Source organism: Nonomuraea sp. NPDC050790, assembly GCF_044456745.1.
GTDB lineage: Bacteria > Actinomycetota > Actinomycetes > Streptosporangiales > Streptosporangiaceae > Nonomuraea.
The window spans coordinates 843,873-856,413 of sequence record NZ_JBITGF010000005.1 but is presented as its reverse complement, the minus strand read 5'-3'; the positions used below and the strand labels follow the sequence as shown (position 1 = coordinate 856,413).

Genomic DNA, 12,541 nt, shown 5'->3' with positions numbered 1-12,541 from the left:
CGCGGGCGAGCGAGTACTCGTACAGGGGTTATGGGCGGTTTAGGCCCATGGTGTAGGCGCCGGAGCCGCTGTAGGCGTGGACGCGGTAGCGGTAGTAGCCGGAGGTGCCGTTGTAGCTCAGGCTCTCGTCGGGGTTGGGGCTGTCGCCGCGGGCCACGATGGACCAGGACGATCCACTCCACTTCTCCAGGTACAGGTCGAAGTCAACTCCGTCCGGACCGTCCAGGCAGCCGGCGTGGGTGCCGGAGGCGGTCGACTGGTAGTAGGAGCCGTTCGGCTGGATCTGGTTCTGGTTGGCGGTGAGGGAGCCGGTGTACTTCTCCCTGTAGCTCGCGCAGCCTGTGGGTGGGTTCGGGTCGCCGCCTGCCGTCACCAGGGTCAGGCCGGCGGCTGACATCAGTTCCGCCAGGGGCTGGAAGTAGGTGGTGCCGCCGCTGGTGCAGTTGCCGGAGCCGCCGGAGGTCATGCCCTGGGCCTGGTCGCCGGAGATGAACGCGCCGCCGGAGTCGCCGCCTTCGGCGCAGACGTTCGTGCGGGTGAGCTGGCGGACGGTGCCCTCCGGGTAGTTGACGGTGGCGTTCAGCGCCTGGACCGTGCCGCAGTGCCATTGCGTCGTGGAGCCGGAGCGGCAGACGGAGCCGCCGGGTTGCGTGACGGCGGAGCCGCGTACCGGGAGGATTCCGGCGCTGTAGCCGTTGACGACGCCGGGGGCGGTCCACTGGGAGTTCGTCTCGACCCACGCGTAGTCGTCGCCGGGGAAGGACGAGACGCGGAAGACGCCCTGGTCGACGCGGTTGTGGCCCTGGGTGGCGTCGCCGACGTCGCCGCAGTGGCCGGCGGTGGTGTAGCCGAGGGTCGTGCCGCGGCGGGCGGCGAAGCCGACGGAGCAGCGGTAGCCCTTCGACGGGATGTAGTAGGCGTCGCCGCCGCGGATGTCGTAGAGCGGCTTGGGACGCTCTGCCGAGTGCTCGACGCGCACCGCGTTCGCGTCAACGCCGGTGGCGGTGATCCAGTCGTGGGCCTCCTGTTCTGAGGCGGTCTGGAGCAGGACCGCGTTGTCGCTCGGCGACACCGCCCACGCGTGGACGGAGGCCGGCGGCTTGGCCTGGTCGAGGGTGTTCTTGACCGCGGTGAGCTGGGCGAGCGTCCTCGGGACCACCCTGGCCAGCGCGCCGGCGGAGGTGATCGTCCGCGCGTCGGCCGGGTCCACGGTGGCCACGACGAGCGTCGCGTGCGGGCCCTCGTGCCAGGCGCCGGCGTAGCGCTCGCCGAGCCGCTTCTCCAAGGACGGTGTGGTACGGCTCGCGCGCGCCTCGTTGGCCAGGCGGTCGAGAGCCTGTTCCCTGGTGATGCCGAGGTCGCGCTGGAGGGCGCCGATCATGCCGTCGGCCGGGGGTTTGGCGACGGCGGGCATGGTCGTGACGACCAGGGCCCCGATCGCGATCGCGACCAGAGCCGGGGTGCGACGAAGCATGGTGTCTCCTCGCTGCTGGGGGTGCCGTCACGGTAGACGGGGCCCCAGGGAGCGAGGAGTATCAGCTTGCCTATACCGGCGGGTTATGGCGCGGTACCGAAACCCGGGTTTCTCACCAGCCAATCCTGGTAGACGGGGCTGCGCCGTACCGCGTCGGCATGGGCGGCCTTGGCCTGAGCGAGGACCCACGCGGGGTCGGGGGCGGTGGGATGGCGGCCGAGGAGCTGCCGCCAGCGCAGGGGCGCGCCGGTCAGCGGGACCATCACCAGGCCGGCGGCGGGCTGATGGGTGGCCTGGCAGAGCACGACGGCACGGCCGACCTGCGCGAGGTGCGCGCAGGTCGAGACGTCGGTCTCGTAGATGGTGCCGGGGGTGAAGCCGGCCCGCGCGCACGACATCGCGAAGCAGTCGGCGAAGCAGCCGTCTCCGGGCGTCACCCCCCACTGCTCGCCGGCGAGGTCGCCGAGCTCGAGTTCCTTCTCCTCCGACAGCCGGTGGCCGGCGCCGAGCAGGACGAAGACGGGGTCGACGCTGATCGTCTCCCACTCCAGCGAGCCCGTGGGCGCGCCGCTGTCGCCGCACGCGCCGATCAGCACGTAGTCGAGGCGGCCGAGGTCGGCCATGGTGGTCAGCTCGTGTTCCGACCAGGAGGTGTGGGTGGTGACGGGGCGCTCGGCGGCGAGGCGGTCGACGAGCCCGCCGAGCACGGGGCCGTTGGTGGCGCCGATGCGGTAGCGCACGGAGGGGGTGCTGGCGAAACGCAGTGCTTCGTCCTGAAGTTCCTTGGCGGCGGGCAGGAGGACGCGGGCGCGTTCGAGTACCAGTTCGCCCAGCAGGGTTGGCCTGGCGCCGCGTCTGTCGCGTTCGAACAGGGCGCCGCCGAGCACCCTCTCGATCCGTTTGAGCTGGGCGGTTAACGCGGGCTGCGCCAGGCCGAGCAGGTTCGCGGCCTTGCTCACACTGCCCGCGTCGGCGACGGCGCGGACGATTCTGAGGTGCCTGAGCTCGAGGTCCATAACGGGAAGGTAAGACGGCCTTTCAAGCGTCGCAATGGGGATAAGTCAGGAAATATGACAGATATTGTCGGAGCCTCCTTGGGTAGGGGGTTAAGCACGACTATACGGGGAGGTTTGAGACATGAGTGGGCATGACGTGCAGGCCCTGTCCGACGTCGACATTCACGTCTACGAAGCGGTGGCGTCACTTGCCATCGCGCACGAAACTGCCGGCCGCGAAGCCGTTGTCCAGAGCAGTGGTCTAGATGAGTCAGATGTACGGCGCAGCCTCGCCACCCTGGTCGCGCACGGGCACATCGTGCCCCGCGGCGACGGGTTCGCACTCGGCAGCCATGACTTCGAGGTCGACTACTGATCAGCCCTCAGGGCGCGGAGGACGGCCGCCTGCTCGGCGGTGACGCCTGTCGCTCGCTGGGCTGCGGCCTCCTCCGGCCGTAGTCCGGCGGCGGACCAGGCGGCGACCTCTTCCAGCGGGACCGCGCCCCACCAGGCGGCCAGCACCTCCATGGCGGGCCGTGCTGCTCTTGCCGCCTCTCGGGGGGTGAAGCCCATCGCGCGGAATGTCGCCGCTTGGGCTGGTTCGAACTGGTGCTTGGCCCAGGGGCATGCCTCTTCGCCGGTCCAGCCGGCGTCTGTGTAGGCGCGGGCTTTCTCTGCCGGGATTCCTGCTCTGAGGAGGGTGCGGAGCGCTGCTGCCTGGTTCGGGGTGAGTTCGGTTGCCCTGGGGGGTCGCAGGATCGGGCCCAGGGCTGATCGGAGGCGGCTCAGGCGTGGGCGGTGTGGGGGTTCGCCTGTCAGGTGGCGGGTGGCGGCCTCCTCCGGTCGTACTCCGTGCTCGTGCCAGCGAACCGCTTCCCTCGGGGTCAGGCCGCCTCGTTGCCAGGACAGGACTGTTTCTGGGGTGGCGCCGGTGGTGCGCCAGAGCTTGGCGTCGCCCGGCTCTCCCACGCCTGCTTCTCGCCAGGCTGCGGCTTCTGTCTCACTGAACCCAGCTCGCCGCCATCTTCGCGTCTCGCCCTGTGTGAAGCCTTGCCATGCGCTCATGTCATCACCTGCACCACGTGTGCCCATTTCGGGAGTGAGCCCGAATCTGGGGATGTCAGACCGGAGTCCGTCAGACCGGGGGTTGTGGGCCCTGGGGTGGTTGGACTGGAGGTTGTCAGGCTGTGGGATGACGAGGTGGGGGAGGGGGTGAGCAGGCAGATCACGACCGGGTGGCGGGGGCGGGAGGTGGGCCAGGGGGTTTCGCCGTCGGTCAGCACGATGGTCAGGTCGGGGCGGAGTTTGGCGGCTGCCTTCAGGCCCTCGCGCATGTCGGTGCCGCCGCCGCCCATCAGGGTGACGTCGGCGGCCCGCCGTACCCGCTGAGGGGGGTGGGCGGCGGCGTCGCAGCAGATCACGTCCACCTGGGCGCGGGCCCTCAGCACGCCGTCCACCTCGGCCAGTACGTGGCGCAGCGTCTGCTCGCGGATGCTGCCCGAGGTGTCCACCACCACGGCCACCCGGGGGGTGGGCCGGGTCAGTGACGGCAGGATCACGGGCGGGACGGATCGGCGGGACGGGCGGGCGTAGCTGTAGTCGATGCGGCCGGTGGCTCGGGTGAGGCCGTGGCGGATCAGGGTGGCGAGGAGGGTTCGCCAGTTCACGGTCGGGCGGAGTACCTCTTGTGCCCATCTGCGCCAGCCGCCGGGGGTGTTGCCCCTGGTGGCGTCGATTTCGGCGGCGACCGCGCGTACCAGCAGAGAGCGTTCTACGTCCGTCATGACGGCGGGGGCGGTGTACGGCGGCGCCGAGCACGCGACCAGGTCCGGGGGAACGTCGATCAGGTCGACCAGTTCCAGGTAGCGCTCGGCCAGCAGGCCCGGGGGCAGGCCCAGCGCGTCGGGGGAGACGGCGGGGAAGGCGGGCCGCGGGAGGTCGTCGTTGACCTCGGCGTCGGAGGCCAGCGGCCAGGCTTGTCCGTGGGCGCGGGCGGGGTGGTCGCGCAGGAGGTGGCTCACGTGGTGGATCAGCCACCATCCGGCCTCCTCGGTGGGCAGGTCGCCGGAGAGGTGGACGTTCCAGTTCGCGTCCACGCTCACGCCGGGCGGGCGGTCGGGGTGCTCGATGGGGCGCAGGGCGAACAGGGCGGAGGCCAGGTACGGCGCTCGGGTGACGGCCCAAAGTCGGGCGGCGGCGATGGCGCTCATGCGATCAAGCCCGTGGTGCGCGGGGTGGTCATGGCGTCCCGGCCGGTGCCGGCAGTGGCGTCGGATGGTGCAACGTGTGGGGTCGTGGTCACGGCATCGGCGCCTGTGGTGGGCGGCGTGGCGGTCATGGCATGAGGCCCGCGGCGCGGAGGATCGGGGCCAGCTCCAGCATGGCGGGTGGGAGTGGGGTGCCTGCCGGGCGGCGGGTGGCCAGGGTACGGGCCGCGCCTGCGGCCACATCCGGTGTACGGCGGGCCGCCCGGGCCACCAGGGTCCATGCGCGTTGCCAGGACTCGCCGCCGCCGTCGGCATGAACGTGGGCCACGACCGAGCCGAGCACGGCATGGAGCCGGTCCACCCGATCGGGCAGTGGCGCCTCCGGGTCGGACAGCAAGGTCTCGGGGTCGGGGAGGTCGAGGTCGCGTACCCACGAGAGCAGCTCGAACCCGGCAGCCTCGCCCACGGCGCCCACCACCAGTTCGGCCCGCACCCGTTCGAGCCACTCCGGTCGTGAGCCGCCGGAACCGCCGTGCGGGGTGGCGGTCCCGGGAAGGTCGTGCGGCGTGGTGGTGCCCGCACGGCCTCCACGGCCGTCGACGGTGGCGGCTGGGGACGTGGGGGTGGTGCAGGCGAGTGCGGCCGCCGCCAACTCCCAGGTACGCGGGCTGGGCCAAGCGCGCCCACTGTCCTCCGGCACCGCCAGCACCAGCGAAGGCCGTACCCGCAAGAACGCCCCCACCAAAGCTCGAGCCACCCCCAGAGACCCACCCGGCCCCACCCCGGCAAGCTCCGGCACCACGAACCCCCCGGTGAACCCGTCGGCCACGGAAGCCGCACCGACCACCCAGTCCAGATGCACGAACCGATTGGCCAGAGGCGCCGAAAGATCCCACCCATCGGCGGCCAAGGCGGGCGGATTGGCCGCCGCAACGACGCGTACCGAGGCGGGCAGCGCGAGATCCCCGACCACCCGCTCCAGAACCACCCGCAACATGGCCGCCTGTACGGCAGGCGGCGCCGTCGTCAGCTCATCCAGGAACAGGATCCCGCCCCCGGCGGAGGCGAGCCGTTCGGCCCACCGGGGCGGCGCGAACCAGGTCCCACCGTCCCGGACGACGGGCAACCCGGCGAAGTCACTCGGTTCCCGGACGGACCCGACGACGACCTCGACGGGCAACCCGAGCCGCTCCCCGAGCGCGAGCACCGCCGAGGTCTTCCCGGTCCCCGGCGCCCCCCAAAGGATCACGGGCAGATTGGCCCGCACGGCCATGGCCAGCGCATGCATGCGACAGCTCCTCTCGCGTCAACTTCAATTGACCTACGTCAACGTAGATTGACGCGAACCGATCTGTCAAACCTCCAGGACGATCTTGCCGACGAAGCCGGAGCTCTCCGCCAGCTCGTGCGCCTTGGCCGCCTCCTCCAGCGGAAAGGTACGGTCGACGTGCACGGACAGCACCTCGGTGAGCGCGGCCAGCGAGGCGTGGTCGGGCTCCACCTGGAACCGCCGCCACCGCACGCCGCGAGCCGAGTACCGGGCGCCGGTCTCGTCGGAGATGTCGGCCACGCCGAGGTAGGCGCCGCCCGGTCGCACCAGCGGCAGCGAGCGCTCCGGATAGTCGCCGCCGACCACGTCGAAGACCATGTCCACGGGCTCGACCGCCCGCGCGAAGTCCACGGCGCGGTAGTCGATCACCTCGTCGGCGCCCATCCGCCGGACGAAGTCGTGCTTGCCCGCGCCGGCCGTGCCGATCACGTACGCCCCGCGCCGCTTGGCCAGTTGCACCGCCAGATGACCGACCCCGCCCGCCGCTCCGTGCACGAGCACGCGGCGGCCGGGCCGTACGTCCCAGGAGTCCTCGAAGCCCTGCCAGGCGGTGAGGCCCGCCATCGGCAGCGCCGCCGCCTCCACGTGGCTGAGGCCGGCCGGCTTGCGGGCGAACTGCCGGGGCCTGGCCACCACGTACTCGGCGTAGGCCCCGGCGGGCGCGGGGAACCGGACCATGCCGAACACCTCGTCGCCCGGCACGAACCTGCCCTGGTAGGCCCCGGAGGACTCCACCACGCCCGAGACGTCGAATCCGGGCACCAGCGGCGGCGTCACCCAGTGTGGCGGGTACGGCCCGCGCCGCAGCTTCCAGTCGGGCGGGTTCACACCGGCGGCGTGCACCCTGACCAGCACTTCGTTCGGCTCCGGGACGGGCTTGGCGGCCTGCGCGGGCTCCAGGACCTCGGGTCCGCCGAAGGAGCGGTAAACGATCGTTCTCATGCGGACAGCGTGGCCGCAGGCGGTATCGCTTGTGAAGAAGGCACCCTTTTGATATCCAGGTTCCTGATGGATACCATCTTTCCAGATCTGCGCCGCTACGGCGGCGCCGAGGCGTTCCTGCGGGCGTGCAAGCCCCGCGCGGTCCTCGACATGCTGACCGGCAAGTGGGCCACGCTGGTCATGGGCGCGCTCCTGGACGGCCCGCGCCGCTTCAACGAGCTGCGCCGCATCCTCGACGGCATCACCCAGAAGATGCTCAGCCAGACCCTGCGCGCCCTCGAACGCGACGGCCTGGTCACGCGCACCGTCTACCCGACGATCCCGCCGCGCGTGGACTACGAGCTCACCGACCTAGGCCGCAGCGCCGGGGGTCTGCTCGCGGCCATCGCGGAGTGGTCGGCCGAGCACGCGGACGAGGTCTTCGCCGCCCGCCGCGCCTACGACGAGCGCGCCGCCGAGCCCGTCCGCCCCATCTGATCAAGACCCCGACATCACCCGGCCAAGGATTGGCAACCCACCGCGCGCCTAGCAACCGCCCTGGGTACGGCTCGCCCTGTGAAAGCACTGGTCATCGGCGGTCTCCTGGCCGTCCTGGGATTGGCGGCCTGCGGTACGGCAGGCCAGTCGGGCGGCGGCAGCACAGGCGGCACCGCTCCGGGCAGCCCCGCCGCGATCGGCACGGTTGAGCAGGGCTTCAGGATCGGCCTGCTGCTTCCCGAGTCGAAGACCGCCAGGTACGAGAAGTTCGACCGCCCGTACATCACCGCCGGCATCAAGGCCCTGTGCCCCAAGTGCGAGGTCGTGTACAACAACGCCAACCAGGACCCGAACCTGCAACAGCAGCAGGTCGACACCATGCTGACCAACGGCGTGAAGGTGCTGATCCTGGACGCCGTGGACGCCAAGGCCATCGCGGGCGCGGTCAAGAAGGCGACCGACCAGGGCGCCGTGGTGGTCGCCTACGATCGGCTGGCCGGCGGGCCCGTCGCCGCGTACACCTCCTTCGACAACATCCAAGTCGGCAAGATGCAGGGGCAGGCGCTGCTGGAGGCCGTCAAGGCGGGCGGCGACCCCAAGCGCGGCCCGATCGTCATGATCAACGGCTCGCCCACCGACCCGAACGCCGGTGACTTCAAGAAGGGCGCCCACTCGGTGCTCGACGGCCAGGTGACCATCGGCAAGGAGTACGACACCCCGGACTGGAGCCCCGACCAGGCCAACACCGAGGCCAACGGCGCCTTCACCGCCCTCGGCGCGCAGAACGTCATCGGCGTCTACGCCGCCAACGACGGCATGGCCGGCGGCATCGCCAAGGCCATGCGGAACTCGGGCGTCAAGCAGGGCACCCCGCTGACCGGCCAGGACGCCGAACTCGCCGCCATCCAGCGCATCCTGCTCGGCACCCAGACCATGACGATCTACAAGCCGATCCGGCCGGAGGCGCGCAACGCCGCCGAGATGGCCATCGCGCTCGGCACCGGCCAGGCGGTCAAGGGCACCGCGACGGTCGACAACGGTACGAACACCTCGATCCCCGCCCAGATCATCCCGCCGATCGTCGTCATCAAGCAGAACATCGAGGACACGGTCGTCAAGGACGGGTTCTGGTCCGTCAAGGAGATCTGCACCCCGCAGGTCCAGGCCGCCTGCAAGGCCGCCGGGCTGGAATGACGTGGCACCGGTCCTGGCCCTGGAGGGCGTCTCCAAGCGCTTCGGCGCCGTCCAGGCGCTGAAGGACGTCTCGCTGGAGGTCAACGCGGGCGAGGTCCTCGCGCTCGTGGGCGACAACGGCGCGGGCAAGTCCACGATGATCAAGGTCATCGCCGGCGTCGGCCCGCCCGACGAGGGGGAGATCCGCTGGCAGGACCGGCCGGTCACGATCCACAGCCCGAGCGAGGCGCAGGCGCTCGGCATCGCAACCGTCTACCAGGACCTCGCGCTCTGCGACAACCTCGACGTGGTCGGCAACCTGTTCCTCGGCAACGAGATCAGGCGCCTCGGCGTGCTCGACGAGGTCGCCATGGAGAAACGCTCGCGCGACCTGCTCAACACGCTGTCGATCAAGATCCCGAGCGTGCGCATCCCGGTCGCCTCGCTCTCCGGCGGCCAGCGCCAGACCGTGGCGATCTCCCGCTCGCTGCTCGGCGAGCCCAAGGTGGTGCTGCTGGACGAGCCCACCGCCGCCCTCGGCGTCGAGCAGACCGCCCAGGTCCTCGACCTGGTCGAACGGCTGCGCGCCCAAGGACTCGGCGTCATCCTGATCAGCCACAACATGGTCGACGTCAAGGCGGTCGCCGACCGCGTGGCCGTATTGCGTCTCGGCAGGAACAACGGCGTCTTCGACGCGAGGAGCACCACGCAGGAGGAGATCATCGCCGCGATCACCGGCGCCACGGACAACGCGGTCTCGCGCCGCCGGGCCCGTTCCGAGGAGGACGAATGACGCGGGACGCGCAGGTGGACCCGCGGCTGGTGGTACGCGAGGAGGGCTTCGCCGGATACCTCGGCGAGTTCAGGCGGCGGATCAAGGGCGGCGAACTCGGCCCGCTGCCCGTGGTCGTCGGGCTGGTCGTCATCTGGCTCGTCTTCCAGACGCTCAACGACCGCTTCCTGTCCGCGCAGAACCTGTCCAACCTCAGCGTCGACATCGTCGCCACCGGCCTGATCTCGGTCGGCATCGTGTTCGTGCTGCTGCTGGGCGAGATCGACCTGTCGGCGGGCGCGGTCAGCGGCGCCTGCGCCGCCGTGCTGGCCGTGCTCAGCGTCGGCCAGGGCTGGGACCCGCTGGCCGCGATGATCGTCGCGGTCGCGGTCGGCGCCGCGATGGGCCTGTTCCACGGCTTCTTCTTCGCCAGGATCGGCGTGCCGTCGTTCGTGGTCACGCTGGCCGGCATGCTCGCCTGGACCGGCTTCCAACTGTGGGTGCTCGGCCCCAACGGCACCATCAACCTGCCCGACGGCCTGATCGCCGGCCTGACCGACACCTACTTCGCCTACGTCATCGCCGCCTACGGCCTGGCCGCCGCCGCGACCGCGGGGTTCCTGCTCGTCTCGCTCGTGGGCAACGCCCGCCGCCGCGCCGCCGGCGTCCCGTTCCGCTCGACCGGCGACATCGTCCTGCGTACGGCGGTGCTCGCGGTCGTGGCCTTCGGCGTGGCCTACGTGCTCAACCTCTACCGGGGCCTGCCGCTGGCGCTGCTGATCTTCCTGGCCGTCGTGGTCGTCACCGACTTCGTCCTGCGGCGCACCAAGTACGGCCGCAGCGTCTTCGCGGTCGGCGGCAACATCGAGGCCGCCCGGCGCGCGGGCATCAACGTGGCCTTCATCCGCATGTCCGTCTTCGCGATCTCCGGCGCCTTCGCGGCGCTCGGCGGCATCTTCGCCGCCTCCCGCATCTCCAGCGCCAGCCAGGCCACCGGGCAGAGCAACGTGCTCATGATGGCCATCGCGGCGGCCGTCATCGGCGGCACCTCCCTGTTCGGCGGCCGGGGCAGCACGTACTCGGCGCTGCTCGGCATGCTGGTCATCCAGTCGATCGCCTCGGGGATGGCGTTGCAGGGGGTGAGCAACGCGATCCAGTTCATCGTGACCGGAGCGGTGCTGCTGGCGGCCGTGGTCATCGACTCGGTCAGCCGCCGCAGCCAGAAGGCCAGCGGCCGGGCCTGAACGCGCCGGTCAGCTCCTGACGGTCTGGATGCGGGCGGTGGCGGTGGCGACCGCGACCGCTTCCCCGTCGGGCGCGAGCAGCTCACCGGCCAGGAACGCGACGCCGCCGCCGCGCCTGACGACCCGGCCGTGCCCCACCAGGCGGCCTGGACGGGCCGGGCGCAGGAACTGCACGTGCAGGTCGAGCGTGGGCGCGAACTGGTCGGGCGCGAGCGTGGCGACCAGCGCCGGGCCCAGGGTGTCGTCGAGCATGGCGGCCAGGAAGCCGCCCTGGATCGCGCCCACCGGGTTGGTGAACCGCTCGCCCGCCTCGAAGGCCACCGAGATGGTGCCCGCGTCGGCGTCGATCGCGATCAGCTCCCAGCCCAGCAGCGCGGCGGCCGGCGGCGGCTTGGCCCGGCCGGCCAGGAAGTCCCAGAAGGGGCCCGTGCGAGGTCGCATGGTTCGCCATTGAACACCGGGCCACCGACAGAATTCACGGCCGGGTCAGGGCACGGGCGGCCGCGGCGGCGATGGTGGTGACCAGGGCCCAGCCGGCCACGACCACCACGAGACTGACCGCCTTGGCCAGGCCCAGCGGGTTCCAGACGCCGTCGTGGCCCAGGTTGGCGAGCGGGATCAGCAGGTCGAGCGTGTACAGGAACGGATCCCAGGCCGGATGCTCGTCCGCCTTGATCGGGCACAGGGTCGGGCAGCTCACCGTGGCGAAGTAGAGCGTCCCCGCCACCAGGACCGCCGCGAAGGCGACGACCGCCCGCCACGGCTGGTAGCCGTACCCGAGCACGAGGTCCTGCAGCGCGCCCCACGCCCGCGCCAGGCCGCCGCGCGCCCGCGCGGCGCGGCGCAGCTTCTCCCGCAGCACGCGCCCGGCCTCCCGGTGCAGGCCCGCGGCGCGGTAGGCGGCGGCGAGCTGCTCGTACGGCTGCGGCGTGCCCGGCGCGCTCCCGCGCTCCAGCCAGGCCAGGCGCTCGTCGGCGTGCTCCGGTGACAGGGGGTCGAGCCGCTGGTAGGCGAAGCCGTCCAGGTCGCTCTCGTGCCCGGCGGCCGGCTCGTCGGCGTACGCGGTGATGCGGGCGTTGCGCAGCGACAGGCGGCCGGATCCGGCGGGTGAGGGGGTGACGACGGCGCTGACCACCTCCGCGTCCGACAGGTCGATCATCACCGCGCCGGACGGCGGGCGGATCACGACGGCGTCGAGGTCGAGCTCCCCGGTGATCCTGGCGGCGCGCAGGCTGAGCGGGCCGCCGATCTCGGCGGTGGCCAGGCAGGCGTAGCCGATGACGGCGCCCCTGGCCCACACGCCGTCGCCGATCCTGGCGCCGTGCAGGTCGAGGCCGGCGAGCTGGGCGCCGACCAGGTCGAGCTCGCCGCCGACCGTGAGGCCGCGCGCGACGTGGTCGTGGCGGGGCGAGCCGCGGCCGTTGAACCAGCCGCCGGTGACGGCGAGGTTGGCGTTGAGGAACCCGGCGACCCGGGTACGGTCCAGGTCGATGTCGGCCTCGACGCGGGCGCCCTGGATCCAGAGGTTCCCGTCGAGCTTGGCGTCGCGCATCATGAACGTCCGGGCGCGTAACAGCTCCGCCGACAGTTCCGGGAGGTGGGAGTCGTTGAGGCAGATCGATCCCGCGCTCGCGGTGGTCAGGTTCACGCCGTGCTCGAACGTGCAGCCCACCAGGGCCAGCGCGGGCTCGATGACGGCGCCCTCCAGGTCGAGGCGGCCCTGGATCTCGGCTCCGGCGAGCTTCAGCGCGGTGACCCGGCCCGGCAGCGCCTCGGGGCCGTGCAGGAGGAGTTCGGCGACGACGTCGGCGCGGACCTTGCGCTCGGCCTCGTCCAGGGCGCCGAGGTCGAGTTCGGCGCCCTGGCGGAACGCGTGCCAGAGGCGGGTCTCGGCGGGGTTCCAGTCCGTTGGGGGCACGAGTCACTT

The 12,541-nt window shown here is 71.6% G+C and carries 13 protein-coding genes; 5 read left to right on the top strand and 8 right to left on the bottom strand.

Annotated features, from left to right (window positions below; all coding sequences use genetic code 11):
* Window positions 1-28: 28 nt before the first annotated feature.
* Together ACIBEJ_RS29180 and ACIBEJ_RS29175 are read right to left on the bottom strand one after the other, a co-directional pair.
* The gene (locus ACIBEJ_RS29180; RefSeq protein WP_397186030.1) at window positions 29-1,474 is read right to left on the bottom strand and encodes a S1 family peptidase; all 1,446 of its coding nucleotides are present in this window, start codon (window positions 1,472-1,474) and stop codon (window positions 29-31) included.
* 83 nt (window positions 1,475-1,557) lie between these two features.
* On the bottom strand, window positions 1,558-2,490 hold the full coding sequence (locus ACIBEJ_RS29175) for a LysR family transcriptional regulator (protein ID WP_397186029.1): 933 nt from the start codon (window positions 2,488-2,490) through the stop codon (window positions 1,558-1,560).
* Between the two features lie 121 nt (window positions 2,491-2,611).
* On the opposite strand from ACIBEJ_RS29175, the gene ACIBEJ_RS29170 reads away from it, so the two are divergent.
* Window positions 2,612-2,845 carry a hypothetical protein gene (locus tag ACIBEJ_RS29170; RefSeq protein WP_397186028.1) on the top strand — a complete coding sequence of 78 codons (234 nt, stop codon included), beginning with the start codon at window positions 2,612-2,614 and terminating at the stop codon, window positions 2,843-2,845.
* Here the strand turns inward: ACIBEJ_RS29170 and ACIBEJ_RS29165 are convergent.
* The 4 genes from ACIBEJ_RS29165 to ACIBEJ_RS29150 all read right to left on the bottom strand — a co-directional run bounded on the left by ACIBEJ_RS29165 (window position 2,839) and on the right by ACIBEJ_RS29150 (window position 6,948).
* Window positions 2,839-3,042, bottom strand: coding sequence for a hypothetical protein (locus ACIBEJ_RS29165; protein WP_397186027.1), 204 nt, complete (start codon window positions 3,040-3,042; stop codon window positions 2,839-2,841). The two genes, ACIBEJ_RS29170 and ACIBEJ_RS29165, sit on opposite strands and share 7 nt — an antisense overlap.
* Window positions 3,043-3,530: 488 nt before the next feature.
* Window positions 3,531-4,679, bottom strand: a complete 1,149-nt coding sequence (locus ACIBEJ_RS29160; protein WP_397186026.1) for a VWA-like domain-containing protein — start codon at window positions 4,677-4,679, stop codon at window positions 3,531-3,533.
* Between the two features lie 124 nt (window positions 4,680-4,803).
* On the bottom strand, window positions 4,804-5,964 hold the full coding sequence (locus ACIBEJ_RS29155; RefSeq protein ID WP_397186025.1) for an ATP-binding protein: 1,161 nt from the start codon (window positions 5,962-5,964) through the stop codon (window positions 4,804-4,806).
* Window positions 5,965-6,030: 66 nt separating this feature from the next.
* Entirely contained in the window at window positions 6,031-6,948 is a 918-nt protein-coding gene (locus tag ACIBEJ_RS29150; RefSeq protein ID WP_397186024.1) for an NADP-dependent oxidoreductase, read from the bottom strand.
* Between the two features lie 66 nt (window positions 6,949-7,014).
* On the opposite strand from ACIBEJ_RS29150, the gene ACIBEJ_RS29145 reads away from it, so the two are divergent.
* From ACIBEJ_RS29145 to ACIBEJ_RS29130, 4 genes are all read left to right on the top strand, one after another.
* Complete coding sequence (locus ACIBEJ_RS29145) at window positions 7,015-7,425, top strand: winged helix-turn-helix transcriptional regulator (protein ID WP_397186023.1); 411 nt, start codon at window positions 7,015-7,017, stop codon at window positions 7,423-7,425.
* Window positions 7,426-7,503: 78 nt separating this feature from the next.
* Window positions 7,504-8,619 (top strand): sugar ABC transporter substrate-binding protein, encoded by a 1,116-nt coding sequence (locus ACIBEJ_RS29140; protein WP_397186022.1) that lies wholly within the window; start codon window positions 7,504-7,506, stop codon window positions 8,617-8,619.
* 1 nt (window position 8,620) lies between these two features.
* Window positions 8,621-9,391, top strand: coding sequence for an ATP-binding cassette domain-containing protein (locus ACIBEJ_RS29135; RefSeq protein WP_397186021.1), 771 nt, complete (start codon window positions 8,621-8,623; stop codon window positions 9,389-9,391).
* Window positions 9,388-10,614, top strand: a complete 1,227-nt coding sequence (locus tag ACIBEJ_RS29130) for a sugar ABC transporter permease (RefSeq protein ID WP_397186020.1) — start codon at window positions 9,388-9,390, stop codon at window positions 10,612-10,614. Before ACIBEJ_RS29135 ends, ACIBEJ_RS29130 begins: the two co-directional genes overlap by 4 nt.
* 9 nt (window positions 10,615-10,623) lie before the next feature.
* On the opposite strand, the gene ACIBEJ_RS29125 is transcribed toward ACIBEJ_RS29130, so the two are convergent.
* Window positions 10,624-11,055 (bottom strand): PaaI family thioesterase, encoded by a 432-nt coding sequence (locus ACIBEJ_RS29125; protein ID WP_397186019.1) that lies wholly within the window; start codon window positions 11,053-11,055, stop codon window positions 10,624-10,626.
* A gap of 34 nt (window positions 11,056-11,089) precedes the next feature.
* Window positions 11,090-12,532 (bottom strand): hypothetical protein, encoded by a 1,443-nt coding sequence (locus tag ACIBEJ_RS29120; RefSeq protein ID WP_397186017.1) that lies wholly within the window; start codon window positions 12,530-12,532, stop codon window positions 11,090-11,092.
* Window positions 12,533-12,541: the final 9 nt, after the last annotated feature.

Bases quoted from the DNA above. Each gene is read 5' to 3' on its own strand.
- ACIBEJ_RS29180 (WP_397186030.1), bottom strand. From the start codon at position 1,474: ATGCTTCGTCGCACCCCGGCTCTGGTCGCGATCGCGATCGGGGCCCTG.
- ACIBEJ_RS29175 (WP_397186029.1), bottom strand. From the start codon at position 2,490: ATGGACCTCGAGCTCAGGCACCTCAGAATCGTCCGCGCCGTCGCCGAC.
- ACIBEJ_RS29170 (WP_397186028.1), top strand. From the start codon at position 2,612: ATGAGTGGGCATGACGTGCAGGCCCTGTCCGACGTCGACATTCACGTC.
- ACIBEJ_RS29165 (WP_397186027.1), bottom strand. From the start codon at position 3,042: ATGGGCTTCACCCCCCGAGAGGCGGCAAGAGCAGCACGGCCCGCCATG.
- ACIBEJ_RS29160 (WP_397186026.1), bottom strand. From the start codon at position 4,679: ATGAGCGCCATCGCCGCCGCCCGACTTTGGGCCGTCACCCGAGCGCCG.
- ACIBEJ_RS29155 (WP_397186025.1), bottom strand. From the start codon at position 5,964: ATGCATGCGCTGGCCATGGCCGTGCGGGCCAATCTGCCCGTGATCCTT.
- ACIBEJ_RS29150 (WP_397186024.1), bottom strand. From the start codon at position 6,948: ATGAGAACGATCGTTTACCGCTCCTTCGGCGGACCCGAGGTCCTGGAG.
- ACIBEJ_RS29145 (WP_397186023.1), top strand. From the start codon at position 7,015: ATGGATACCATCTTTCCAGATCTGCGCCGCTACGGCGGCGCCGAGGCG.
- ACIBEJ_RS29130 (WP_397186020.1), top strand. From the start codon at position 9,388: ATGACGCGGGACGCGCAGGTGGACCCGCGGCTGGTGGTACGCGAGGAG.
- ACIBEJ_RS29125 (WP_397186019.1), bottom strand. From the start codon at position 11,055: ATGCGACCTCGCACGGGCCCCTTCTGGGACTTCCTGGCCGGCCGGGCC.